Source organism: Streptomyces sp. NBC_00259 (assembly GCF_036181745.1).
In the GTDB taxonomy this organism is placed as follows: Bacteria; Actinomycetota; Actinomycetes; order Streptomycetales; family Streptomycetaceae; genus Streptomyces; species Streptomyces pratisoli.
On the sequence record NZ_CP108080.1, the window covers coordinates 750,314 to 775,239 of the forward strand.

At 70.8% G+C, this 24,926-nt stretch carries 25 protein-coding genes and 2 pseudogenes; 22 read left to right on the forward strand and 5 right to left on the reverse strand.

Features of this window, described 5'->3' with window-relative positions; all coding sequences use genetic code 11:
• Positions 1-23: 23 nt before the first annotated feature.
• The gene (locus tag OG766_RS03285) at positions 24-524 is read left to right on the forward strand and encodes a hypothetical protein (protein ID WP_328724517.1); all 501 of its coding nucleotides are present in this window, start codon (positions 24-26) and stop codon (positions 522-524) included.
• Here OG766_RS03285 and OG766_RS03290 read toward each other — a convergent pair.
• Positions 478-1,047 carry a winged helix-turn-helix domain-containing protein gene (locus OG766_RS03290; RefSeq protein WP_443045440.1) on the reverse strand — a complete coding sequence of 190 codons (570 nt, stop codon included), beginning with the start codon at positions 1,045-1,047 and terminating at the stop codon, positions 478-480. The genes OG766_RS03285 and OG766_RS03290 overlap by 47 nt on opposite strands.
• Positions 992-1,856 (reverse strand): annotated as a pseudogene (locus tag OG766_RS03295) (flavoprotein); the annotation flags it as partial. The gene OG766_RS03290 and the pseudogene OG766_RS03295, both read right to left, overlap by 56 nt.
• A 190-nt stretch (positions 1,857-2,046) precedes the next feature.
• On the opposite strand from OG766_RS03295, the gene OG766_RS03300 reads away from it, so the two are divergent.
• Positions 2,047-3,762: a SulP family inorganic anion transporter gene (locus OG766_RS03300; RefSeq protein ID WP_266376511.1), complete on the forward strand. Its 1,716-nt coding sequence runs from the start codon at positions 2,047-2,049 to the stop codon at positions 3,760-3,762.
• Positions 3,763-3,784: 22 nt separating this feature from the next.
• On the opposite strand, the gene OG766_RS03305 is transcribed toward OG766_RS03300, so the two are convergent.
• Entirely contained in the window at positions 3,785-4,051 is a 267-nt protein-coding gene (locus OG766_RS03305; protein ID WP_266376509.1) for an SHOCT domain-containing protein, read from the reverse strand.
• A 229-nt stretch (positions 4,052-4,280) separates the two neighbouring features.
• Between OG766_RS03305 and OG766_RS03310 the strand changes: the two genes are divergently transcribed.
• The 6 genes from OG766_RS03310 to OG766_RS03335 are packed head-to-tail and all read left to right on the forward strand — an operon-like array spanning position 4,281 to position 9,496.
• On the forward strand, positions 4,281-4,817 hold the full coding sequence (locus OG766_RS03310) for a hydrogenase maturation protease (RefSeq protein ID WP_266376507.1): 537 nt from the start codon (positions 4,281-4,283) through the stop codon (positions 4,815-4,817).
• Between the two features lie 46 nt (positions 4,818-4,863).
• Positions 4,864-6,033 carry a 4Fe-4S dicluster domain-containing protein gene (locus OG766_RS03315; RefSeq protein WP_266376505.1) on the forward strand — a complete coding sequence of 390 codons (1,170 nt, stop codon included), beginning with the start codon at positions 4,864-4,866 and terminating at the stop codon, positions 6,031-6,033.
• Positions 6,030-6,515, forward strand: a complete 486-nt coding sequence (locus OG766_RS03320; RefSeq protein WP_328724519.1) for a cyclic nucleotide-binding domain-containing protein — start codon at positions 6,030-6,032, stop codon at positions 6,513-6,515. Before OG766_RS03315 ends, OG766_RS03320 begins: the two co-directional genes overlap by 4 nt.
• On the forward strand, positions 6,512-7,318 hold the full coding sequence (locus tag OG766_RS03325) for an FAD/NAD(P)-binding protein (RefSeq protein ID WP_266376501.1): 807 nt from the start codon (positions 6,512-6,514) through the stop codon (positions 7,316-7,318). Before OG766_RS03320 ends, OG766_RS03325 begins: the two co-directional genes overlap by 4 nt.
• Before the next feature lies 1 nt (position 7,319).
• On the forward strand, positions 7,320-8,129 hold the full coding sequence (locus OG766_RS03330; RefSeq protein ID WP_328724520.1) for an oxidoreductase: 810 nt from the start codon (positions 7,320-7,322) through the stop codon (positions 8,127-8,129).
• Positions 8,126-9,496: a Ni/Fe hydrogenase subunit alpha gene (locus OG766_RS03335; RefSeq protein WP_328724521.1), complete on the forward strand. Its 1,371-nt coding sequence runs from the start codon at positions 8,126-8,128 to the stop codon at positions 9,494-9,496. The genes OG766_RS03330 and OG766_RS03335 overlap by 4 nt, the downstream gene beginning before the upstream one ends.
• A gap of 142 nt (positions 9,497-9,638) precedes the next feature.
• On the opposite strand, the gene OG766_RS03340 is transcribed toward OG766_RS03335, so the two are convergent.
• On the reverse strand, positions 9,639-10,343 hold the full coding sequence (locus OG766_RS03340) for a CBS domain-containing protein (RefSeq protein ID WP_266378308.1): 705 nt from the start codon (positions 10,341-10,343) through the stop codon (positions 9,639-9,641).
• Positions 10,344-10,706: 363 nt separating this feature from the next.
• On the opposite strand from OG766_RS03340, the gene OG766_RS03345 reads away from it, so the two are divergent.
• The 3 genes from OG766_RS03345 (at position 10,707) to OG766_RS03355 (ending at position 13,909) form a co-directional block, all read left to right on the forward strand.
• Positions 10,707-11,585 (forward strand): universal stress protein, encoded by an 879-nt coding sequence (locus OG766_RS03345; RefSeq protein WP_328724522.1) that lies wholly within the window; start codon positions 10,707-10,709, stop codon positions 11,583-11,585.
• A 732-nt stretch (positions 11,586-12,317) separates the two neighbouring features.
• Complete coding sequence (locus OG766_RS03350; protein WP_266376492.1) at positions 12,318-13,034, forward strand: CBS domain-containing protein; 717 nt, start codon at positions 12,318-12,320, stop codon at positions 13,032-13,034.
• 182 nt (positions 13,035-13,216) lie between these two features.
• Complete coding sequence (locus tag OG766_RS03355) at positions 13,217-13,909, forward strand: OsmC family protein (protein ID WP_266376490.1); 693 nt, start codon at positions 13,217-13,219, stop codon at positions 13,907-13,909.
• A gap of 3 nt (positions 13,910-13,912) precedes the next feature.
• On the opposite strand, the gene OG766_RS03360 is transcribed toward OG766_RS03355, so the two are convergent.
• Positions 13,913-14,773, reverse strand: coding sequence for a CBS domain-containing protein (locus OG766_RS03360; RefSeq protein ID WP_266376488.1), 861 nt, complete (start codon positions 14,771-14,773; stop codon positions 13,913-13,915).
• Between the two features lie 252 nt (positions 14,774-15,025).
• Here OG766_RS03360 and OG766_RS03365 point away from each other — a divergent pair, with 252 nt between their 5' ends.
• The 11 genes and pseudogenes from OG766_RS03365 (at position 15,026) to OG766_RS03415 (ending at position 24,748) form a co-directional block, all read left to right on the forward strand.
• Positions 15,026-15,448 carry an Hsp20/alpha crystallin family protein gene (locus OG766_RS03365; RefSeq protein WP_266376486.1) on the forward strand — a complete coding sequence of 141 codons (423 nt, stop codon included), beginning with the start codon at positions 15,026-15,028 and terminating at the stop codon, positions 15,446-15,448.
• A 200-nt stretch (positions 15,449-15,648) separates the two neighbouring features.
• Positions 15,649-15,711, forward strand: a pseudogene (locus tag OG766_RS03370) (hypothetical protein); the annotation flags it as partial.
• 565 nt (positions 15,712-16,276) lie between these two features.
• Positions 16,277-16,531, forward strand: a complete 255-nt coding sequence (locus OG766_RS03375) for a universal stress protein (RefSeq protein ID WP_328724523.1) — start codon at positions 16,277-16,279, stop codon at positions 16,529-16,531.
• 188 nt (positions 16,532-16,719) lie between these two features.
• A complete protein-coding gene (locus OG766_RS03380; protein ID WP_266376482.1) occupies positions 16,720-17,181 on the forward strand; it encodes a cyclic nucleotide-binding domain-containing protein in 462 nt (153 codons plus the stop codon).
• A 31-nt stretch (positions 17,182-17,212) separates the two neighbouring features.
• The gene (locus tag OG766_RS03385; RefSeq protein WP_328724524.1) at positions 17,213-17,494 is read left to right on the forward strand and encodes a DUF1876 domain-containing protein; all 282 of its coding nucleotides are present in this window, start codon (positions 17,213-17,215) and stop codon (positions 17,492-17,494) included.
• Positions 17,495-18,068: 574 nt separating this feature from the next.
• Positions 18,069-18,959 carry a universal stress protein gene (locus OG766_RS03390; protein ID WP_328724525.1) on the forward strand — a complete coding sequence of 297 codons (891 nt, stop codon included), beginning with the start codon at positions 18,069-18,071 and terminating at the stop codon, positions 18,957-18,959.
• Between the two features lie 94 nt (positions 18,960-19,053).
• Positions 19,054-19,908 carry a DMT family transporter gene (locus OG766_RS03395; protein WP_266376474.1) on the forward strand — a complete coding sequence of 285 codons (855 nt, stop codon included), beginning with the start codon at positions 19,054-19,056 and terminating at the stop codon, positions 19,906-19,908.
• Positions 19,909-20,027: 119 nt separating this feature from the next.
• On the forward strand, positions 20,028-20,573 hold the full coding sequence (locus tag OG766_RS03400; protein ID WP_328724526.1) for a molybdopterin dinucleotide binding domain-containing protein: 546 nt from the start codon (positions 20,028-20,030) through the stop codon (positions 20,571-20,573).
• Between the two features lie 22 nt (positions 20,574-20,595).
• A complete protein-coding gene (locus OG766_RS03405) occupies positions 20,596-23,439 on the forward strand; it encodes a cation-translocating P-type ATPase (protein WP_266376470.1) in 2,844 nt (947 codons plus the stop codon).
• On the forward strand, positions 23,436-24,095 hold the full coding sequence (locus OG766_RS03410) for a potassium channel family protein (protein ID WP_266376469.1): 660 nt from the start codon (positions 23,436-23,438) through the stop codon (positions 24,093-24,095). Before OG766_RS03405 ends, OG766_RS03410 begins: the two co-directional genes overlap by 4 nt.
• The gene (locus OG766_RS03415; protein ID WP_266376468.1) at positions 24,092-24,748 is read left to right on the forward strand and encodes a potassium channel family protein; all 657 of its coding nucleotides are present in this window, start codon (positions 24,092-24,094) and stop codon (positions 24,746-24,748) included. Before OG766_RS03410 ends, OG766_RS03415 begins: the two co-directional genes overlap by 4 nt.
• Positions 24,749-24,926: the final 178 nt, after the last annotated feature.

Here is a 24,926-nt window from a genome sequence, read left to right on the forward strand (position 1 = left end):
CCCTATGGCCGGAGGTGCGTGCGGTGCTACTGCATATCGTCGTCGTCATTCACATCGCTGCCGGTCTGACCGCGGTCATCTCGGGCGCGGCGGCGATGCTTGCACCCAAGCGCCGTGGCCGCCACCCCCGTAACGGCCACGTCTACCTCGGCGCGCTGGCCGTGCTGACTGCTACAGCCACCGCTCTGGCAATAGCCAAGCCGCACACGGCCTATCTGTTGATCGCCGGGGCTGTCGCGCTGGCCGCGGCCGGATACGGATGGCGAGCCCGGCGCCTGCACCAACAGGGCTGGCGGGCGCGCCACATCACCGCCATGGCGCTCTCGTACACCGCCATGCTGACCGCGTTCTACGTCGACAACGGCCCCCGGCTGCCTATCTGGGACCGACTGCCGCCGCTGACATTCTGGTTCCTGCCCGCAGCGGTCGCCCTGCCTCTGACGCTTCGGGCCCTGAACCGCCAGGCGCCACACGTCGTCACACGGCAGAGGCCGGATCGGCCGACTGGCTCTGGAACGGCTTAGGGTCACACTCCAGGCGATAGCCCATGCCACGGATCGCGTCGATCGTGCAGCAACTGCTCGCCCCTTCGCTGAGCCTGCTGCGAATCCGCCGGATATGAACGGTGAGGGTGTTGCTGCCCAGCCTTTCCGCGCCCCACAGGGCAAGGATGAGCTCCTCGCGGCTCACGACGCGGCCGGCACGCTCCATGAGGTAGCGCAGCAGCATGAATTCACGTACCGGCAACTGAAGCGAGCGGCCTCGTACGTAGACGTGAAAGCCAGCCGGATCAAGCTCGATGTCACCGACGACGAGCGGGTCTGCCGAGCCATCACCCGTGGCCCGGCCCGCTGTCAGCAACGGCAGTATCTCCTCCGCCCGGTAGGGGCGGGCCACGAAAGCCACGGCGCCCGCCGCCACGGCCGCCGTGGCTTCGGCAACCCCGTCGGGACCGGCGCCCACGAGCACCGGTGCGGGGTGGAGTTTGGCGATCAGCTCGGTCACCTGCGCGTCCCCGACCACCGGCAGTGGCGCTGCGAGCAGCACGGCCCGCGGGTGGCGGGCGCCGACCTGTGACCGCGTCGGCGTGGCCGTTGTCGACGGCGGCCTTGGCAGCGAGGCCGAGAGCGCCACGGGCGGGGAGCTGGTCGGCGGTTCCGCCGCCGAAGGTGGAGCCGCAGATGCCGCGGCGCAGGATCCACACGGCCTTTGTGTTGGTGCCGTCGTCGGACGTCGCGAGGTCGGCGAGCTGCGCGAGCGCGGTGAAGGCGGAGGCGCCAGAGCCGATGACCGCGGTGCGCTTGCCCGCGTACCGGGCCCGCGCGACCGGATCTTTCAGGTCCGGCACGCGGTACGTGATCCGATCGGACGCGGCCTTCTCTCCGAGGGGCGGAAGGCCGCTGCCGCCGGCCGGACTGGGAGTGGCCCAGGTGCCGGAAACCTCGATCACCGCGCGGGCGAACAGCCGCTCCTGGCGGCCGCCCGCGTGGGCGACGTGGACGACGAAGGGCTGCTTCTCTCGGTCAGCGTCCACGATCCGGTCCCGCCCCGCGCGGGAGACACCAGTGACGGTGGCGCCGAACGCACATGCTCGCCGAGGACGTCGGCGAGCGGCTGGAGGTACTGCTCCGCCCAGTCCCGGCCCGAGGGGTAGGTGGCCGGGTCCGGCTTCGCCCAGCCGGTGAGGGCGAGCAGCTTCTCGGCGGTCGGGTCGGTGACCTCGCCCCAGGTGGACAACAGCCGCAGTGCGCCCACTCGCGTACCGCCGCTGCGGCGACCGGGCCGGCTTCCAGGACCAGCGGGGTCGGGCCGCGGTCGACCAGGTGGGCGGCAGCCCTCACCCCAGCACGGGCCATCGGCCCCTTGTGGCCGACCGAGGTCTGGCTCCAGCGACCACCAAAACTTCCGGGGCAGTACGGGAGCCGTCGCCCTGAAAACGGCCGCGGCAACTGCCCGTGGCTCCGTAACGCGGACCGACGCGCTTGCGGACCACCGTGACGTGCTCGTGGTAGGTGAAGGCGTGAGTCCCATTTCCCGAGGAGCGTCATGCCAGCTCGCCGATGGCCGGTTCCGGTGCCTCACGTCTTCGAGGGCTACCGGCGCGACTGGCTGCGCGGCGACTTCGTGGCGGGGGTCACGGTCGTCGCTTACCTGGTACCGCAGGTGATGGCCTACGCGGGCATCGCCGGGCTGCCGCCCGTAGCCGGGCTGTGGGCAGCGCTGCCCGCCATGGTGCTCTACATCGGGTTGGGCACGTCCAGGCTGCTGTCCGTCGGGCCCGAGTCGACCACGGCGCTCATGACCGCCGCGGCCGTCGGTCCGCTGGCCGCCGCTGACCCGGCCCGGTACGCCGTGCTCGCCGCCGCGCTCGCGGTGGTCGTGGGGCTGCTGTGCACGGCGGCCTGGGCCCTTCGGCTCGGTTTCGTCGCCGACCTGCTCTCGCGGCCCGTACTGATCGGATACATGGCCGGCGTCGCCCTCATCATGATCGTGGACCAGCTGACCCGGCTCACCGGCGTGAAGACGAGCGGATCCACCTTCCTCCCGCAAGTCGCCTCGTTCGTCGGGCACATCCAGGAGATCCGATGGCCGACGGCCGTTCTCGGAACGGCCTTCCTCGCCGTCCTGCTCGTCCTGCCGCGCGTGTGGGACGCCCTGCCCGCACCGCTCGTCGCACTGGTGCTGGCCACAGCCGCCGTCAGCGTCTTCGACCTCGACGGTACCTACGGCATCGCGGTGATCGGTGGAGTGCCCACGGGGCTTCCCGGCCCAGCGCTGCCGAGCGCCGCCGACCTCCAGCACCTGTTCCTGCCGGCCGCAGGCGTGCTGCTCGTCGGCTACTCCGACATGGTCCTGACGGCCCGGGCCTTCGCGGAGGACCGGGATCCGCGGCGCCTCGACGCCAACCGCGAACTGCTGGCCATGGGGTGCTCCAACCTGGGAGCCGGGCTCGTGCACGGCTTCCCGGTCAGCAGCAGTGCGAGCCGTACCGCCATCGCCCGTTCGGCCGGCGCACGCACACAGGGATACTCGCTCGTCGCCGCCGCCGGTGTGGTGCTGGTGCTGCTCCTGGCCGGTCCGCTGCTGGCGCACACCCCGGACGCGGTCCTGGGAGCCATCGTCGTGTACGCGGCGATCCGACTCGTGGACATCTCCGAGTTCCGACGCCTCGCCGCATTCCGCCGACGCGAGCTGCTGCTCGCTCTCGGCTGTACCGCGGGAACGCTGGTCCTCGGCCTGCTGTACGGGGTCCTGGTCGCCGTCGCGCTGTCCGTCGCGGAACTCCTCGTGCGCGTGGCCCGCCCGCACGACGCCGTCCAGGGGATCGTGCCCGGACTCGCCGGCATGCACGACGTGGACGACTATCCGCAGGCCCACACCATTCCGGGACTGATGGTCTACCGCTACGACTCACCGCTGTTCTTCGCCAACGCCGACAACTTCCGCCGACGCGCCCGTGCCGCGGTCGACGAACAAGGCGACGAGGTCAGGTGGTTCGTCCTCAACACCGAAGCGAATGTCGAGGTCGACATCACCGCTCTCGACGCAGTGGATGCCCTGCGTCGAGAGCTGGAACGACGCGGCGTCGTCTTCGCCCTGGCACGCGTCAAGCATGACCTGCGGACCCAACTCGACTCATACGGACTGACCGCGTCGGTCGGTGTCGACCGCATCTACCCGACCCTGCCGACGGCCGTCGCCGCCTACCGGGCCTGGCTCGGGTCCTCCGGTGGTGCGACGGGAACCGACCACCGGGCCTGACGCAGTCCCGCCGCCGGCCAGGTCATCCGGGCCGCGCCGGGTGGGCGGACAGTCGCCGACGCGCTTCGTCGTAGGCGTTCGCGTCGATCTCGCCGGAGGCGAAGCGGCGGTCGAGGATCTCCCCCGGCGTCTCCCGGCGGGCCGTCTCGGCCTTGCGCGAGCCGTCGTCGTCCGACCGGTGGTGCGTGAGGCGGACGACCGCCCAGACCGCGAGGCCGGTCAGCACGATCCACAACAGGGGCATGAAGGCCATCCAAGCCCAGCCACAGCCGTTCCAGTACATGGTCATCCCCTCTTCCCGAGCGATGGGCCCAGCGCGGAGGCAGTCACAGCCACCACCCATGCTGACGTGACCGGCAGCTTCGGACCAGGGCTCTTCGGTCCCGTCCCGATGGGCTCTTCGGCTCCTTCACACCGTGCCGCACCACGCCGTGTTCCCGGTGGAACTCGTACCGCACCCGTTGACGCGACAAGCTGTCCCCCTCAGACATCCGGATCCGGGAAAGGAAGCGGGATCGATGGAGCCGCTCGCCGGCACCGTGGTCATCGGGATGGGGAACGAGTTCCGGCGGGACGACGGGGCCGGATGGGCCCTCGTCGCGCTACTGGAGAATCGCGCCGTACAGCGGCCGCTGCCCCCCGGCACGGTGCTCGCGCGGTGCGACGGAGACCCCGGCCGGCTGATCGCCCTCTGGGAACGCAGGATCCTCGCAGTGGTCGTGGACGCCTGCTTTCCCCCGTCGGCACAGCCGGGGCGGACGCACCGGTGGTGCGCGGACCAGGGCGGTGCACTGCATTCGGCCGTCGCAGGGAGGCACAGCACACACGGACTCGGCCTCACCGAGGCACTGCACCTCGCCAACAGCCTCGGGCGCGCCCCCGGCCGCCTCGTCGTGTTCGCGGTCGAGGGAGCGGACCGTTCCCTGGGCACGGGCCTCACTCCTGCAATCACGGCCGCGCTGCCACGCCTCGCCCAGCTCGTCGAGGAAGAGCTCCGGCAGAACAGCGAGCCAACACGCCGAACCGGCCTCGATTCCCGGAAGCACCCGATCTGACAGTCTGTCAGCCTGTCATTGACTCACGGAGATCGAGAGGCAGACCATGGCCGACACTTCAGATGCCGGAGCAGTGCTCGGCAACCAGGCCGACGCGGTACTCGACCGCGACGGTCTGGACGCGCTCGTGCGTGTCCTGAAGCGGCGCGGCCGTACGGTGATCGGCCCCACCGCGCGTGACGGCGCGATCGTCCTCGACGAGTTGGAATCCGCCGACGAGCTTCCCTACGGGTGGGGCGTCGAACTGGAGGCGGGGCAATACCGGGTCCGCCGACGCGAGGACGGTGCCGCTTTCGCGCACAGCGCCGGGCCGCAGTCGTGGAAGTCGTTCCTGCATCCCGATCGCGTCCGCCAGTGGACCACGGACCGCCGCCCCGGCGGAGAGATCGCGGTGCACGAGGAGAAGCAGCAGAGCGTCTCTTACGCGTTCCTCGGCGTGAGGCCCTGCGATCTGCGGGCCATCCAGATCCTGGACCGTGTCATGTCCGGCGGCCGCTACCAGGATCCCGCCTACCTCTCCCGGAGAGCGGGGGCCTTCCTGATCGCGGTCGAGTGCACCGAGCCGGGTGCCACCTGCTTCTGCGTCTCGATGGGTACGGGGCCGGCCGTGGACGCCGGGTACGACCTCGCCCTCACCGAGCTCGTGGACGACGCCGGCCACCGCTTCTTCTGCCGGAGCGGGAGCGAGGCGGGAGCCGCGGTACTCGCGGAACTCCCGCACCGCGGCGCGGACGACCCCACCCGCACCGCCGCCACCGAGGCCGTGAGCGCCGCCGCCGAACGCATGGGCCGGTCCATGCCGCCGGTCGACCTGCGCACGCTGATGCGGGACAACCTGGAGGCGGAGCGCTGGGACGACGTCACGGCCCGGTGCCTGAGCTGCGGCAACTGCACCATGGTCTGCCCCACCTGCTTCTGCACCACCACAGAGGACGTGACCGACCTGACCGGCGATCACGCCGAGCGCTGGCGCCGCTGGGACTCCTGCTACGACCTGGACTTCTCGCTCCTCCACGGCGGCCCGGTCCGGGCCACCCCGCGCAGCCGCTACCGCCAGTGGCTCACCCACAAACTGAGCACGTGGCACGACCAGTTCGACAGCTCGGGCTGCGTAGGCTGCGGCCGCTGCATCGTCTGGTGTCCCACCGGCATCGACCTCACCGAGGAGGCCCACGCCCTGCACCAGGAGGCCACACAGACGGAGAGCGCGCCGTGAATCAACAGCCGGGTGAGCCTTCCGGCGAGGGGATCCTCACCGCTCTGCCCACGGAGCACCGCGGTCGGCTGATGGCCCTCGCCCGCGACACCGCCTTCACCGGTTCAAGGCGCATCTTCGAGGAGGGCGAGAACGCCGACCGCTTCTGGATCATCCGGTCGGGCACGGTCGCGCTCGACGTGCAGATGCCCGGCCGTGGGCGCGCCGTCGTCGAGACCATCGGCGCGGGCGACCTCCTCGGCTGGTCATGGCTGTGTCCGCCCCGGGAGTGGCACCTCGGGGCCGCGACCCGGGACCCCGTCCGTGCCTGGGAGTTCGACGCCGCCGCGGTGCGTGCCCTGTGCGCCGAACACCCGGCGCTGGGCCTGGCGCTGGTCACCGTCGTCGCCGGGACCATCGGAGACCGGCTCAGGGCCACCCGAACCCGGCTGCTCGACCTTTACGGACGTCAGGGATCCCAGGGGAACGGGCCGGCGCCATGACCCTCACCCCACTCCCCTACCGCGTGGTCGACCGCCGCGACGAGACACACGACACGGTCACGCTCGTACTGGAGCCGGCCGGGGAGTCCCTGGATCCCTTCGCACCGGGCCAGTTCGCGATGGTGTACGCGTTCGGCGTCGGCGAGATCCCGGTGTCCGTGTCCCGGACTGCCGACGGGCAGCGGCTCACGCACACGATCCGTGCCGTCGGGGCCGTCTCCCGCGCACTGTGCGGTCTGCGGTCCGGCGCGTGGGTCGGTGTGCGCGGCCCCTTCGGCACGGACTGGGGCGCGGCAGCCGCCCGCGACCACGACGTGCTCGCCATCGCCGGGGGCATCGGACTCGCCCCGCTGCGTCCCCTGATCGACACCGTCCTGGCCGAGCCGCACGCCTACGGACGGCTGAACATCCTCGCCGGAGCCAGGACCCCCGACGATCTGCTGTACCAGGACGAGTTCCCCACCTGGGCACAGCCGTTCGCCGCCGTCACGGTCGACCGGCCCTCCAATGGCTGGACCGGCCGGGTCGGAGTCGTCACCACGCTGCTCGGTCAAGCCGTGTTCACGCCGGCGGACACGACCGCATTCGTCTGCGGGCCCGAAGTCATGATCCGCGCGACCGCACGCGCGCTGGTCCATCGGGGGGTGCGCCCCGACCGCATCCGGGTCGCGCTCGAACGCAACATGCGCTGTGGCATCGGCCATTGCGGACACTGCCAGCTCGGGCCTCTGCTGCTCTGCCGCGACGGCCCCGTCGTCGGCTACGACCACGCCGGGCCCCTGCTCACCGTACGGGAGCTGTGACATGAGCACCGACACCGCACCACCTGCCCGCCCCCGGCTCGGTGTGTTCAAGTTCGCCTCGTGCGACGGCTGCCAGCTCACCCTCCTCGACTGCGAGGACGAACTGCTCGGCATCGCCACCGAGCTGGAGATCGCCTACTTCCTGGAGGGGTCGAGCGCACCCGCCCCTGGCCCGTACGACCTGTCGCTCGTCGAGGGCTCGGTCAGCACCCCCGAGCACGTGGACCGCATCCGGCGCATCCGCGCCGACTCCCGCCATCTCGTCACCATCGGTGCCTGCGCCACCGCCGGCGGCGTCCAGGCGCTGCGCAACCACGCCGACGTCGCGGAGTACCTGGCAGCGGTCTACGCCCGCCCCGACTACATCGAAACCCTCGCTACCTCCACACCGATCTCCGCCCATGTACCCGTGGACTTCGAGCTGCGCGGCTGTCCCATCGACCGCGGTCAGCTCGTGGAGGTCATCACCGCCTTCCTCGCCGGGCGGAAGCCCGGCATCCCCGATCACGCCGTCTGCTTCGCCTGCAAGCGGCGCGGCAACGTCTGCGTCACCGTGGCCCACGGCACTCCCTGCCTCGGCCCTGTCACCCACGCCGGCTGCGGAGCGCTCTGCCCGACCTACGGCCGCGGCTGCTACGGCTGCTTCGGACCAGCCGGAACCACGAATCTCCCCGCGCTCGTCCCGCTCATGCACCGCGACGGGATGAGCGACGAGGACATCGGCAGATTCCTGCGCACCTTCAACGTGACCGCCTTCACGGCCGTTGAGGAGCAGGAGCCCGGCACGATTCAGAAGGAAGGACCTCGATGAGCCAGCCCGCGACCGGGTCGCAGGTCCTGCGCATCCCCGCACTCACTCGTGTCGAGGGCGAGACCGCGCTGCGGCTGCGGATCGACGACGGTACTGTCACCGAGGCCCGGCTCAGCATCTACGAACCGCCGAGGTTCTTCGAAGCCTTCCTCCGGGGCCGGGCCCACACCGAGCCCCCGGACCTCACCTCCCGCATCTGCGGGATCTGCCCGGTCGCCTACCAGCTGAGCGCCTGCCGCGCCGTGGAGGACGCGTGCGGCGCCGTCGTCGACGGACAACTCGCCGCCCTGCGCCGCCTGCTGTACTGCGGTGAGTGGATCGAGAGCCAGACACTCCACATCCACTTGCTGCACGCACCGGACTTCCTCGGCCACGACGACGTGATCGGCATGTCTCGATCACACCTGGCGCACGTCGAGCGCGGGCTGCGCCTCAAACAGACCGGCAACGCCATCGTCGAACTGCTCGGGGGACGCGCGATCCACCCCGTAAACGTCCGCCTCGGCGGCTTCCACCGCACCCCGACACGCACCGAACTCCGTCCCCTGGCAGAGCGGTTGCGCATCGCCCTCGACGACGCCTGGGACACCGTGCGCTGGGTCGCTCGCTTCGACTTCCCCGACGCCGAGTGCGACGCCGACCTCTTCGCCCTCGCCGAAACGGACACGTACGCCATCGAGTCCGGAGTGCCCACAGTGCTCCCGTACGAGAAGACGCTCCCGCCGCGCAGCTTTCCTTTGCGTGACTTCCCCGATCACATCACCGAGGAGCAGGTGCCCCACTCCACCGCCCTCCACGCCCGGCTGGACGGCCGAAGACATCTCACCGGCTCCCTCGCCCGCTACGCCGTCAGCGGCCACCTACTGTCCCCGCTGGCTCTGGAAGCGGCACGCGAGGCAGGACTGGGCGCCCCCCGGCCCCGCGCGGGCACGGAGGGCCCAGGGTGGGGTGGAGTCTGCAGAAACCCCTACCGCAGCATCCTCGTCCGGGCCGTGGAGGTCCTGTACGCGGTGGAGGAGGCCATGCGGATCATCGCGGAGTACGAGCGGCCTGCCCATCCGTACGTGGAGGTGCCCGCCCGGGCCGGTGTCGGTCACGGCGCCACGGAGGCGCCACGCGGCTTGCTCTACCACCGCTACGCGTTCGACGACGCAGGCCGTGTCACCGACGCCTGCATCGTCCCGCCGACCGCCCAGAACCAAGGGGCCATCGAGGAGGATCTGCGCCGGATGGTCCAGGCCGGGCTCGATCGCGGAGAGGGCTCCGAGGCCGAACTCACGCGGCTGTGCGAGCGAGCCGTCCGCAACCACGACCCGTGCATCTCGTGCTCGGCCCACTTCCTGGAGCTGGACATCGAGCGCACGTAGACCCGTGCGCAATGCGACGGGTCCAGGAGCGCGGCTCGCGCCCATGGCCGCCCCCGGTGGCCTGCACGGTCAACGGCCGGAGGACGCGGCGAACTGCTCGTTGGCGACGACGGCCGCCTCCGCCCGACGGGTTCCGGTCGCATCACGAGGACAGGCCGTGCGTCGTCCTGAGGGAACGCGGGAGCGAAGAGTCGTCGGTGCGTGCGGTGAGGCGCTCGGTCACCGACACCACCCCGTCCATCTGCCCGACCAGCTTCACCAGGACGCTGATCTGGCCCAAGGTCTCCAACTGCCCCTCCAGCGTGACCGTTCCGTCGACTACATGAACATCGACCTCGTCGGGCGCGAGGCCCAGCGTGTGCACCAGCACCTCCCCGATGACCCGGAGGCGGATCTCGCTGTCCGGGCGCAGGAACACCTGGAGAAGGTCGCGCCGGGTGACGATGCCGACCAGACGGTCCTCGTCGTCGACCACCGGCATCCGCTCGACGGAGCGCCGCAGCATGGTTCGGGCGGCTTCCGCGACCGTGTCGTCGGCATGCACCGTCACCGCCGGTGCGGACATCAACGCTCCGGCGGTGATCGCCACCCGTTTGTCGGCGTCGGGCCCGGTGTCGGCGCTGTGCCCGGGCATGAGCCGTCCGTACCTGGCGTCCGCGGCCGCGGCCTGGTGCACCAGGAGATCGCTCTCGGAGATGACCCCGACCACCCGGTCGTCCTCGTCGAGGACCGGCAGACCGGTGATGTCGTGTTCGGCAAGCCGCTTGGCCAGCTCCTTGAACGACGTCGTCGGCACGGCCGAGATGACCTCACTGGTCATCAGGCTTCCGACTTTACTGTCCTTCATCTCCTTCATCTGCGTGACTCCCGTCGAACTGGCCCAAGGGGCACGATCCGGTCGGCCCGGGCGTGAGTGGTCCCGACGGACGTGAGCCCGGCAGCCCGCGTGCGAGTACTGCCGTGGCCAGGCCTCCTCGGTCTCGCGGTTACGACATGCCCAGTCAACAGCGCCCCGCTCACGGGGGCAGGGGCCGAACAGTCCGCGCCGGGGCCCAAAGGTCCCCGAGCCCTCGGTCCCGGGACGATCTGCTCCGAACGGTGGACCGGTCGGTCCTCGCGGCCCTGTCCTCCGTTTGCGTACCGTGCGGCCATGGGGCTGCGGTCGCGGCCGACGGCCTCCCGCACACGCACGCGGACGGACGGAGGAGCCATGACATCCAACAGCGCAGTACTCCCGGTCGTGTTCGGCGTCGACGCCGTACAGCCGGCCGACGCGGCGCTGGACTGGGCCGCGGACGAAGCCGCCCGCCGTGGAGCGCCTCTCCAACTCGTCCACGCCGTGCTGCCCGCGACCCATCACGTGCGCGGTGCCGAGGAGACGGCACACCACAAGGGCCTGCGCCGGCTCGGCGACGAAGCGCTCGACAAGGCAACCGTCCGTGCCCATGAGCGTCATCCGGAGCTCGAGGTGACGGCCTTCGTCGCGGACGGCACCCCGGCCAAGGTCCTGGTACGGCGATCCGCGCACGCGCGCCTGCTCGTCCTCGGCTCACGCGGGCTGGGCCGGCTGGCCGAGGCTCTCAGCACTCTCTCGACGACCGTACCCGTGAGTGCCCACGCGGCCTGTCCGGTGGCTGTGGTGCCGGAGGCCGGGCACCTTGTCGAGGAGCCGCCGTACATGGTGGTCGGATTGGACGGCAGCCCGTCGGCCGAAGCCGCTCTGGACCACGCCCTGGAGGCCGCTGCCGCGCGCGGTGCCTCAGTGCGTGCGGTGTGGGTGTGGCAGCGGCCGCTGCTGGGCCTCTGCGACGAGGAAGCCGCACTCGAGGCGTGCCGGAGGCACCTGCACGAGGTGGTCGACCGCCGCGCCGACGTCTACCGGAACGTTCCGCTCAGCCAGAACGTCCTGCGAGGGCACCCGGTCGACGCGCTGGCCGCGGCGGCCGAGAATTCCCTCGCGGTGGTCGTCGGCCGCCGTGGCCGGGAGGGTTTCACGGGCATGCGACTCGGCTCCGTCCCGCACGGTCTGCTCCACCGGGCCTCCTGTTCCGTGATCACCGTTCCCCCGCCGTCCGGCGAGGAACCGTGAGGCCGCGCACGCCCACGGCGCCTCCAGGTGGGACCGGACGGGTGGCGCACGGCCCATGAAGGTGCTCCATTCACCCCGTGCGTGGGCCGTTCGGTCCGCGCAGGGGCCCGATGGGACCTGGCGTTCAACCGTGACGGGTGTTTGCCTGGAGTTGTCGGAAGGGGCCCTGTGGGAGACGCGGGGAAGCGGTCAGCGGCCGCGCACCGCGCAATCAGGATCCGCGAGAAGCGGGTGGGGTCCCTTCCGTCGACTGTCGTCGAGGAGGAAGACCCGCACCGGATCGCCGACGGGGAAGACACACCCCTCGGCGCCCCGGACTCCGGTACTCTCCTCGATCTTGACCGCCGCGCTGCGGCCCGACAAGGCGGAGCGGCGGCCGTCCCCGCGGTTCACGTACGCGCACCCCTGGTCCGGGCCCGTACCGTCGGGTCAGTCAGCGGAGCTTGCGCGGATACGGGTCGTTCGGCCGCCGCAGGAGTCAGCCGCACGCAGGCGTCGACCACGGAGACACCGGATCGGCCCTCGCTCACGATGCTGGTGTGCGCCCGCCCTGCCATCCACGCGACGCGCCTACCGCTGCGGGTGCCACTGCCCGGCGTTGCCGGGTCAGCAGGGCCGTCTCCGAGTCCGTTCGGCTCCGCCCTTCGATCGAGACTGCGGCGGAGAGTGGAGAGTGGTGAGGAGGCCGAGCCCGCATCACTCGGTCCACAGGATCTGAGCAGGAGTAAGGGCATGCAGCACCGCACCGTCTCCCAGGTCATGACACAGAGTGTCGTCACGGCGCACCCCGGCTCGTCCTTCAAGGAGATCACCGGACTGCTCAATGACAACAACATCGCAGCCGTCCCGGTCGTCGACGAGGAAGGCCATCCCCTCGGGGTGGTCTCAGAAGCGGACCTGCTTCGCAAGGCGGCGGGCCTGTCGTCGCCAGAGGGACGCCCTGCCCGGCTGAGACTCGTACCGCTGGACCGGACTCCGGCCGAGGCCGAAACCGAGACGGCTCAGACCATGATGACCTTTCCCGCCATCACAGCCCGGGCGGCCTGGAGCCTCGTCGAGGCGGCAAGAACGATGGACCGCAACCACGTCAAACGGCTGCCCGTCGTGGACGCTGCCGGGAGGATCGTCGGCATCGTCAGCCGCTGCGACCTGCTGCGGCCTTTCCTGCGGCCCGACGAAGCCATCAGCGACGAGATCCACCGGGACGTGCTGGACCGGACATTGGGGCTCGCTCCCGGCACTGTGCACGCGACGGTGCGGGACGGCGTGGCAACACTGACCGGCAGGGTCGCGGAGCGTGCCGACATCCCGGTGATCGAGCGCCTGTGCCGCTCCGTCGACGGCGTGGTCGCCGTGTACCAGACGCTCGGCTACGAGTACGACAACCTGGGGTTGGACGTCGAGCCGCCGCGGGGACACCGGACGCCCGGCGGGCAGCTCGGCATGTGACGCTTCGGCTCAATGGTCCCCATACCGGTCCCGCTCGGCCCTGTCCGCCTGCGGCCACGGCTGCCACGCTCAGAGCCACCGGACATACACGCCGCCTGCACACAGCGGTCATGAGGTACCCGCGGATCCTTTCGCCGTCTCCTGCAGGGCCGGCAACAGCGCGAGATTCGGATGGTGAGACGGTGTCCGAGATACAGTCGGTAACGCAGGCGGAGCACGTGCATACGAGGTGTGGCCGCACGATCAGCGTTTCCAGGTTCATGCCCGAGGGATTGCCCGCCGAAATGGGACGCGTGGTCCTCGACACGTTGCGCCAGCCGTATGACACGAGTGAGGTCTGGGCTTCGCTCACCCCCGAGGAGGCCAGGCGGATCGCCGGACTTCTGCTGTTCCAGGCCGAGGCGGTCGAGCCCTCGCAGCCGGGCCGGGCGGGACACGCGGAGGTCACTCCGATCTCCGGCGATGCCTATGCGGTCACGGTGCGAGGCCACGTACTGACGGTTGACCAGCCTGTCGTGGACGGTGGTCATGACACGGCGCCGACGCCCGTGGAACTCTTCGTGGCCGCTGTGACGTCGTGCGTCGCGCACTACGCCGGGAGATTCCTCGACCGCCACGGCATCGCGCGGAATGGTCTCCGCATCGGCGCCGACTACACGATGGCCTCAGAACGCCCGGCGCGCGTCGCTTCGTTGAGCATCTCCGTCGACGTCCCCGAGCTGCCACAGTCCCGCGCCGCGGCCATGCACGCGGTGATCTCACACTGCACCGTCAAGAACACGCTCGAGACCCCGCCCGACATCACCATCACGCTGAGCGAGCATCAGGATCCCGAGTCCTCCGCACGGGAGTCGGGGGTCGGCCTGCCCCGGTGACACTCACGCACCACCGAGATGATCGATCACTTCGGTCACATCGTCGAGGTCCTTGATCTGCGCGAGGAGCCGTGGCACATCGGCCTTCGCCACGTGGCCGCGGAGGTCGACCACGCCGTTGCGTACGGTGACCTCCACGGTGCCGGGGGCGGCCGGGAAGTGCTTGTCGAGGATCCGGGACTCGATCTCCTCGTGGATTTCGGCGTCATCACGTATCAGGGCGTTGAGCAGGGCGTTCCGATGCACCACACCGACGAGGCGCCCGTCGTGGTCCGTCACCGGCAAACGCTTGAGACGGGACAGGGACACCAGCCACGCCGCTTCGGCGACCGTTTGGCCGGGGTAGACGGTGATGGCGGGCGTGGTCATCAAAGTCTCGGCGGTCTCGCCACGTGCCTCGTCACGCAGCCGCCGATCCCTCAACCGGCCGAGTCCGCCCGGACGGTGCCCCGACGCCTCGACGGCGGCCTTGGCCAGCAGATCGGACTCCGACACCACACCCAGCACGCGGTCGTCGGTATCGACCACCGGCAGGCACCCGATGTGTTCACGGGTCAGGGCCCGGGCAATGTCCAGGAACGGCAGGTCTCCGCGCACCGATGCGGCCGGGACGTCCATGACCTCACGGACCAGCAAGGGCTCGGGTTCGGCGCCCGCCCCAGCGGCCTCGGTCGCTCGCTCGGCGGACACCGCCCCGGAGGCCGCAGGCCGGCGTGCGGCAGTCTGTTTCGCGGACACCGAAGCCACAGCGCCGAGGTACCGCAGCAGCAATTCCTGGTGCCGGGGCTCGCCGGGCCCTGGAAGCCCGCCCGGGGCCGCGCGGCGGGCTTCGGCTCCTGCCGAGAACTTCTCGCGCTCACTCATGGTCGGCTCCTCAACTCGCTCCGGCCGAGACATGCCCTGCCTCTCCCAGTCTCCCGCCGCCGGCGCCCCGCGGCGCTCGTGGGCCGCTGGGAGCACGTTGACCAGGGGGCCGAGGCGTTCGTGAGCCGCATCGCCGTACGGCGGCGAGCATGGTGACCTTCGGGCCCCGTTGTTGCCTGTTCGGCCCCTGCGATCGTGAATCCGGCGCGGTGGACTGGAGACGTAGTAACCGAGATACCGAGGAGCCTGGTCATGGCCACACTCGCACGCAAGCAGAAGTTCCCGTTTCCCGACCTGTCCGACTGGTTCGAGGCCTTCCCCGCTCGATTCACCATGCCGGCCATGGCGGACTTGCACACCATGAGGATCGAGGAGTACACCGAGGAGGGCCGGTACATCGTCTGTGCCGAACTCCCCGGCATCGACGTCAAGGATCTCGACCTGACCGTCGATGACGGCGTCCTCACCATCAAGGCCGAGCGCACCGAGCGTGAGGTGGACAAGCACCGCAGCGAGTTCCGCTATGGGTCCCTCACCCGCAGTCTCGCCCTGCCCAAGAGCGCGGACGAGAACGACGTACGTGCCGAGTACGCGGACGGCATGCTGACCGTCAGCGTGGGCCTCGGCGAACAGAAGCCGGAACCGAAGCACATCGAGATCACGCGCACCACGTGACGCGCACCCCGGACGTCCGAGCGCACTGGTCACGTTCCGCCCACGCGCCACACACCGCCGGCCGCCCCCTCATCGTAGTAGTGAGCAGGGTCGTTCAGCCCCGACGGGGGACCCTCGGCGTCTGCCGACACCCCGGCTCGCCGATGGCAGCAGACGCCGACAAGAAAGCCGCCGACGTGCCCCCGAAGGAGATCAGTGCCATGACCCGTCATCTGACCGCCGGCGTGGACGGCTCGCCCGAGAGCCGCTGGGCTGCGGCGTGGGCTGCCGACGAAGCGGTGTTGCGCAACCTGCCCTTGCGCATCGTCCACGCCGACGACTGGCCCGTGTCCGTAGCCGTCCCGGTGGACGGCTTCGAAACGCAGCACCGTTGGTCCGACGAAATGCTGACCGAAGTCACGAACAATCTGCGGGAGCGCCATCCCGGGCTGGAGATCACCACCCAGCGGCTCTCCGCGCGGCCGCCGGCGGCTCTCGCTGCCGAGGCGAGCGAGGCGGAACTGCTGGTGCTCGGCTCACGGGGGCTCAGTCGCATCACGGGGTTCCTGATCGGCTCGGTCGGCCTGGCCACGATCGGTGCCACCGAGCGGCCGGTCGTGCTCGTACGCGCAGCCGAGCAGCCGGACGACGGGCCGCCGCCCGCCCGCATCGGCCCCTACCGCGACCTGATCGTCGGTGTGGACGTCAACCAGTCCTGCGACGCGCTCCTGGCCTTCGCCTTCGACGAAGCCGCACGGCGCGACTGCACCCTGCGCGCCGTATACGGCTGGTCGCTCCCCCCCGGTGCTCAGCCCGGATCCCACGCTCGATCAGGGAGTCCGCCGCGAAGTGGCCGCGGAAGTCGGCCGCGCGCTCGCCGACCTCCTGATGCCCTGGCGGCAGAAGTTTCCCTCGGTGGACGTCGTCGAACGGGCGCTTGTGGGCGCACCCGGAGAGCAGCTGACCTACTGCACCACCGACGCCGATCTCGTGGTCGTCGGCAGGCGCATCCGCAAGTCCCCCCTGGGAGCTCACATCGGCCCCATCACCCACGCGGTGATCCACCACTCCCCCGCGCCCGTCGCCGTCGTCGCCCACGACTGACCGCCGTGCCCGGCTGGAGCGTCCTCGGCCGGCACGACACGACCTGCTGCGGACAAGGCCGCATGGGCACACACCGGGGACCTCATGGCCCAAGTGCGTGACATGCCGCCTGCGGCAGCCTGGAAGCGCGGACACGGCCCGTGCCCGCACAGAGCCACCGCCCGGGGCCAGGTCCAGGGAGGACATTGATGAACAGCACTTTTCTCCACGGACTGCCGTCGGAGGGCGTGGACCGTCTGATGGCGTGCTCGCGCGAGGTCTCGTTCCCCTCGGGCACCCGCATCTTCGACGAAGGCGACCCGGCCGACCGGTTCTGGATCATCCGCACCGGCACCGTCACCCTCGACCTCCAGGCACACGGCCGCCGCGCCGGCACGGTCGAGACGCTGGGCCACGGCGACCTGCTCGGCTGGTCCTGGCTGGTGCCGCCGTACGACTGGCGACTGGGAGCCGAGGCATTCAGTCTCGTACGGGCGCACGAGTTCGACGCAAGGCCCGTACGCGCCCTGTGCGACCTGGATCCCGCATTCGGCCTCGCGCTCACGCGCCGCGTACTGGAAGTCGTCGCCCACCGGCTACAGGCCACCCGTATCCGCCTACTCGACCTCTACGCGCCCCACGGCAGCGGCGTGATGCAGGTACCGCGATGAATCTCCTGCCATATCCGAACGGAAAGACGTCATGACACGTACAGCCGAGTGGAAGATCCGGCTCTACCTGTTCGAGGAGGACAACACGACGAAGGCCCGCGTCGTACTGGACACGGGAACCGCGGTCCTCACCGGCCACGGTGTGGCCAGATGCAACGCCGAGGACAGGGACGTGCCGGAGATCGGCGACGAACTGGCCGCCGGCCGCGCGCTCCACGACCTCGACCGTCAGCTGATGACCACCGCCCACGGCGACATGGAGGCCCTGCAGACCACCCAGTCGGGACCGGGCACCACACGCGGCGCGCCCTGATACGCCGGTCGCCGCGTGTGCATCCGGAGCCGAGTGGTCATCCGGCGAGAGGTCGTCCGGGGCCGTGTGGTGGTCCGCGTCAGTCCGGTCCGTCGTCCGTTCGGCTCGTGTCGGCCCTGCCCTGCTCGGCTGCCGCCACATGACGCTTCACCGCGGCGAAGCTGTCGGGAGCGACCGAGATCGAGTCGATCCCGGCTCGGACCAGGAACTCGGTGTAGTCCGGGTCGTCGCTGGGGCGCTGACCGCACGGCCGACGGGGCGGCCGCAGACGTGGGCCACGTCCGCGATGCGCAGCTCGGCGGCAGCGCTCGATGCCTCCGACTTGCGCCGTGCCGCTCCGCCCAGGCCGCAGGATGATGTCGTGGACGCCAACTCCGATGCGGCGCGCCACAACGGCGTGGGCGAGTTCGTGGGCGAGCAGTGAGCGAAGAAGACGACGGCCGGCGCCAGCCCTGGTAAGGCACAGGCCCGCATGGGGCAGATCACAGGGACCACTCGGCCCTTCATGGCACGGGCGTCGCACAAGGACCCTGAAGCCATGGCTGCGCATGCGGCGCGAAGGAGGCCGGCACCATTGTCCCGCCATGTGACCGTCGGCCTGGACGGGTCGCTCCAGAGCGACGCCGCTGCCGAATGGGCGGCACGGGAGGCGGTACTGCGGGAGGTGCCGCTGCGCCTCGTGCACGCGGACGAGTGGCCTGTCTGGACTGCCGATCCTGAGGCCGAAGCCGGCGTACAACGACCCGGCGTACAACGACTCTGGGCCGACAAGCTCCTGGCCGAGGCCGCGGAACGGCTGCGTCAAAGGCACCCCTCCCTGGAGATCAGCACACGCCGGTTGTCGGGACGGCCGTCCACCGCCCTGGCGACGGAGGCGGCCGACGCCGATCTGCTGGTGCTCGGCTCCCGCGGGCTGAGCTGCGTCATGGGCTTCGTCCTCGGGTCAGTCGGTATGGAGACGATCACCGCCGCCGAGGGGCCTGTCGTCTTCGTTCGGGCACCGGCATTCCCGGGCGCCGACCAGGACACTCCGGCCGGATCCTCGCGCGACGTGGTCGTCGGCGTCGACATCCACCAGCCCTGCGACCCGCTGCTCGGCTTCGCCTTCGACGAGGCCGCACGCCGCGGCGGCCGCCTGCGGGCGCTCCACGGCTGGTCACTCCCGCCGGTCGTCCACGACGCGCTCGCGCTCGAAGCAGCCGAGCGGGACATGGCACCGGACATCGCCCGCAGCCTCGGGGACGCGCTGGCGCCTTGGCAGCGAAAGTACCCTTCGGTGGCAGTCGTCGAGCTGACACCCGTCGGCGCACCCTCCCAACTGCTGGCGCAGTCCGCCGCCGACGCGGATCTCGTAGTCGTCGGCCGTCGCAGCCGCCGGTCTCGCCTGGGTGCCCATATCGGACCCGTCACCCACGCGGTGATCCACCACTGCGCCGCACCCGTCGCCATCGTCGCCCATCACTGACCCCGCTCGGCCAGGCTCCCCGGTCGCACACGACGTTGCCCGGCTCTTGCGTGTCGGGGAGGGCCACGGTCACCCGTGCCGGGATGCTGGGGCCGTGAACACCGCTGTCGCGGTGCCGGCCGCCCTGCTCTCCGCACTCACCTTCGGAGTCGCGTCCGTGCTCCAGCAGCAGGCGGCGAGCGAGGCGCCCGCCTGGGAGTCACTGCGGCTGCGGCTGGTGCTCGACCTGGCCCGCCGGCCGAAATGGCTGGCGGGCATGGGCCTGACCATCGCCTCCTACGCACTGCTCGGCCTCGCCCTCGCCTATGGCCCACTGGTCCTGGTCCAGCCGCTCGCCGCCACCGATCTCGTCTTCGCCCTGCCTCTGCTCGCCTGGCGCCGCAGCCTGCCCCTGACGCGTCGGGAGGGGGCGGGCATCGCGTGCACAGCTGGGGGCGTTGCCGCGTTCCTGACGGTCCTGCCACCGTCTCCCGCGGGGTCGGAGGTTCTGGCGTGGCACGCGTGGCTGCCGGTACTCGCGGCCGTCGGCGGCACGGTGGCGGTGCTGGCTCCGGTCGGGCGCAGAAGCCGGGCGACGACGCGGACTGCCCTGTACGCGACCTGTGCGGCTCTGTTGTTCGCCTTGCTCGACAGCCTCACCAAGAGTGCGGCGGGCCGGTTCCGCGCCGACGGACTCGGCGCACTGGCGCACTGGGAGCCGTACGCACTGCTCGCCGTCGGCGTGACGGCCCTGGTCTTCTCGCAGAGCGCCTACCAGGCCGGTTCCCTGGCCATCAGCCTGCCGATCATCGACACCCTTGAGCCGATCGGCGCCGTGTTGATCGGCGTCGCCGTCTTCGGCGAGCAACTCGCCTCGTCCACGTGGGCCCTGGCGGTGCAGGCTGTGGGAGCGGCCACCGCTGTGCTCGGCATCGTGCTCCTGGACCGGTCGCCCCTGGCACGGACCTGAGACGCTGGAAGGCTTCCCCTCGCAGGCGGGGCCTCCGTCTCCGTCGGGAGAGCCCCACTGCCGCGCTCGCACGCCGATGCCGGGATGCGGCCCCGGGCGACTGCCGCCACGATGAGGGCATGGTTTCCGTGGGTCCTGCGGACCGTTTCGACGCGTTTCGGGCCCTTGCCGACCGGCGCCGGCGGCCTGGAGACCGGCTGATCGAGTCGCTGGCCGAGGCCGGGGCGGGAACGACGGACAGACCCGAGACCCTGGCGCGGATACGGGAGGCGGTCGGGCGAGCGTACGCGAACGGGCACCTCGGTGCGTCCGTGCACGGTACGGACACGACCCTGAACGTCCAGGTGGTGGAGGGAGCCGGTTCGTCGTCGCGCGGCCACGCACAGCCCTGGTCCCCCTCCAGGCTCGCGATCAGGGCCGTGTCCTCACCCGCGACGTACGCCGTCCGGTACGACGTCCTGGACAGCGCGCTGGTCGCCGTGGAGATCAGGCACGGGCGGGCCCGGCTCATCGCCCGAATCAGCGAACAGACAGCCCCCGGCCAGGTCTTCTCCTCCTTCCACTTCCCCGCAAGCGGCGTGAACCGCCTCACCTCCGACCGCGTGGACACCGTCACGTCCTGCCCCGAGTACAAGGTCACGGCGGTCCGCGTGGTCGTACCGTGACCGCGTCCCACCAAGGTGGACCATGAGTACCGGAACCTCCGTACTGACACCCGGTGACAGGGGCCGGGAACCGACGGCCCTCGGCAGCGGAGGCGGCCCGGCGGTGCAGACCTTGCCGACCGGGGGCGTCTTCGCGGCCCTGGGCACCTCGCCGCGAGGGCTGACGGCGGCGGAGGTGGCGGCGCGGCGGGACCGGTTCGGGCCCAACGAACTGCCCTGGGCGGGGCGGAGAGGGCTGTGGCGAGACCTCGTCGGCCAGTTCACCGACCTCTTCGCCGTCGTGCTGCTCGTCGCGTCTGCGGTCACGTTCCTGGCCTACGCGCTCCAGGAGCCACGTGACGTGGGAACCCTGCAGCTGGCCGTGGCCATTCTGGGTGTGGTGCTGCTGAACGCGGCCATCGGCTTCGCGCAGGAGTACTCGGCCGAGCGGACGGCGGAGTCCTTGCAGGCGATGGTGCCGCACACCTGCCGGGTGCTCCGCGACGGGGAGCGCCAGGAGCTGCCCGCGCCCGACCTGGTGCCCGGAGACGTCGTCGTCCTGGAAGCCGGGGACGCTGTGCCGGCGGACTGCCGACTCGTCGACGCGCACGAGGTCTCGGTGAACAACGCGGCCCTGACAGGGGAAAGCGACGCCGTCGGTCGCACCGGCGAACCCGTCGCGAGCAGCCCGGTACTCGAAGCCCGTAACTGCGTCTTCATGGGCACCGATGTGGTGGCGGGCTCCGCGAAGGCAGCGGTGTTCGCCACCGGTGCGACGACGGAATTCGGGCGGATCTACCGGCTCGCGGCGGCCGCGCCGCGGCAGAAGACCCCGTTGCAGCGCCAGGTCGCCTTGATGGCCCGCCGGGTGGCGGGTGCGGCGCTGGCGATCGGGGCCGCCCTGTTCGCGGTACGCGTACCCACCGGGCAGCCGCTCGTGGAAACCTTCGTGTTCGCCCTCGGGGTGATGGTCGCGCTCGTGCCCGAAGGACTCCCCGCGACACTGTCGGTCTCGCTGGCGATCGGTGTACGCCGCATGGCCCGCCGGCACGCCCTGGTCAAGCAGCTGCTGGCGGTGGAGGCGCTCGGCTCCACGACCGTCGTGTGCACGGACAAGACCGGGACGCTCACCCAGGCCGAGATGACCGTCGTCCAGGTGTGGGCCGGCGGCGTGTCCCATGCCGTTTCCGGCGTGGGGTACGCACCGGTCGGCGAAGTCGCCGACCCCGGGCCGACGCGCGACCTGCTCCGCGCGGCCGGGCTGTGCTCCAACGCCCGGCTCGTCCCTCCCCCGGCCAACGCTGGGGGGCACCACCCCCAGCCGGACCACGCGGGCTGGCGGGTGCTCGGCGACACCACCGAGGGGGCGCTGCTCGTCGCTGCGGCGAAGGCCGGTGTGGACCTGTCCGACGAGGAAGCAGCCGCGCAACGTGTGGCGGAGTACCCCTTCGACTCGGACCGCAAGCTGATGAGCACCGTGCACAAGACCTCTGACGGGTACCGCGTCTACGTCAAAGGCGCGCCCCAGGAGCTCCTCGCCCGCTGTACCGCCATCGACTGGAGAGGTGTGCGGCAGCCGCTGACCGGCGAACTCCGCGCCGCGGTGACCGCAGCCAGTGATCAACTGGCCTCACAAGGGCTACGCGTACTGGCGGCGGCGTCGCGGCCCGTGGACGACTCCCACCCCGCCCAGCACGAGGCCGAACGGGAGCTCACACTGCTGGGCCTGGTCGGCATGCTCGACCCGCCGCGGCCCGAGGTCAGCGACGCAGTCGACGCCTGCCGACGGGCCGGGATCCGCATCGTGATGGTCACCGGAGACCATCCGTTGACCGCGGAGGCGGTCGCACGCCGCGTCGGGATCGTGCGGCAGCCCGCCCCCGCTGTCGTGACCGGTACCCGGCTGGACGAGCTGGACGACGCCGGCCTTGACACCCTGCTGGCCGACTCGGGCGAGCTGCTGCTGTGCCGGGTCAGCCCAGAACACAAGATGCGAGTGGTCACCGCCCTGCAGCGGTGCGGCGAGGTCGTCGCGGTCACCGGCGACGGCGCCAACGACGCCCCTGCGCTCAAGCACGCGGACATCGGCGTCGCGATGGGCGCCTCCGGCACCGATGTCGCCCGGGAAGCCGCGGTCATGGTGCTGCTGGACGACTCGTTCGCCTCCATCGCGGCGGCAGTACGTCTCGGCCGCTCGGTCTATCAGAACATCCGCAAGTTCCTCATCTATCTCTTCAGCCACAACATCGCCGAGCTCGTGCCGATCCTGGCCGCGACCTTCGCCGGATTTCCCCTGGTGCCGATCACCGCCGTGCAGATCCTCGCGATCGACCTCGGATCCGATGTCCTGCCCGCCCTGGCGCTCGGCGCCGAGCCGCCGGAACCCGATGTCATGGACCGTCCGCCGCGCTCCCGGCGCGAACGGCTTTTCTCCACCACCGTGATGGGACGCATCGTGTTCCTGGGCGGCATCCAGGCCCTCGGCGTGACCGCCGTCTTCTTCTGGCACATCCACGCCTCCGGAATCCCGTACTCCGGTTTCACCGAGGACACCATCGTCTACCGCGAGGCGATCACCATGGTCCAAGCAGGGATTGTGGTCAGCCAGTTCTTCAACGCACTCGCGGTGCGCACCGACCGGCAGAGCGTGTTCCGGATCGGGCTGCTGTCCAACCCCTGGCTGCTTGCCGCCGGCTGCTTCGGCATCGCGCTGATGGCGGCCATCAGCTACCTCCCCCCGCTGCAGGCCCTCTTCAACACCGCGCCGCTGGACGCCGCCGACTGGGCGGTTCTCGCCGGCTTCGGAGCACTGCTGCTGGCAGCCGAGGAAATCCGCAAATGGTGGCTGCGCCACCGGCCGAGGAGCTCGACGGGAGGAGCGGGATGAGAGTGATCATCGCAGGCTGCGGGCGGGTGGGATCCACACTCGCCGTCCAGCTCGTCACCGAAGGCCATGACGTACGGCTCATCGATCGCCTGCCCAGGACCCGCAGGCATCTGCCCGACACTTTTCCCGGTGGGTTCCACGAGGGCAACGCGTACAGCCGCGTCGTACTGGACGCGGCGGGTATCGAGCACGCGGACGCCTTCGTCGCCGTCACCTCGGGCGACAACAGCAACATCGTCAGCGCGCGGACAGCCAAGGAGACCTATCGTGTCCCGATCGTCCTCGCCCGCATCCACGACCCCCGCCGCGCCGACATCTACCGCGATCTCGGCATCCCCACCATCGCCAGCGTCCGCTGGACGGTCCACCAGATCCACCAGATGCTGCTGCACCGCCACCTCACGCCCGAACTCGCCTTCGGCAACGGCGAAACCCTGCTGATCCGGTCCGAGCTGCCCGCCTACCTCACGGGTCGGCTGCTGACCGAGTTCGATGTCGACGGCGAGATCCGTGTCGTGGAGGTGACCCGCGCAGGGCGCTCCCTCGTGCCCTCCCACAGCACCCCCGCCGAAGTCGGCGACCTGGTCACCTTCGCCGTCGCTGCCACCGCCCTCGGCCGCTTGCGCGGCTTCCTGGACAAGGAGCTCGGGGCATGAAGGCCCTCATCGCAGGCGCCGGGCGCCTGGGCACCCAGATCGCCCAGGTCCTCGCCGCCGCCCGCAACGACGTCACCCTCGTCGACGTCGACGAGGACCGCATCGCCGAGCTCGAAGGCCACCTTCCTGTACGCCTCGTCCCCGGGGACGCCTGCGAGCCCGCCTTCCTCGAACACGCGGGCGCTCACACCGCCGACCTCATCATCGCTGTCACCGGAAACGACGAGGACAACCTCGTGATCAGCCTCCTCGCCAAGCGGAAGTTCGCCGTCCCCCGTGTCGCGGCACGTGTCAACGACCCGGAGAACGCCTGGCTCTTCGACCGGAACTGGGGAGTCGACACCGCGGTCCCCGCCGCCACGCCCCTCATCTCCCTCATCGAGGAAGCCACCGGCGCCACCGATACCGTGTCGCTCCTGCGCCTGAGCAAAGCGGGTGTCGACGTGATCGAAACCGCCATCACACCGCAGTCCCGCGCCGCGGGCCGCACACTCGCCGAGATCACCCTCCCCGCAGGCACCGTCATCGCCACGGTCGTCCGCGAGGGCCAACCCACCGTCCCCACGCCCGAGATGCGGCTCCGGCCCGGCGACGAACTCCTCCTGGTCTCCCACTCCGCGACCGAGCAGGAGATCCATGCCGCCTTCCAGTAGCCGCCGCGGGCCGGACGCCGCACTGGCCCGCAGCCGGGCTGTCACAGGCGGTGTGCAAAGGTGACGGGGTGAGAGCCGACATCGGCGACGTGGACCATGTACTCCTACGCAGCCCCTGACGGCAGCAGCTCATGGCCGGCCGAGCGCCGCGCGCCGGTTGCCCCTCAGCGTCCTGCGA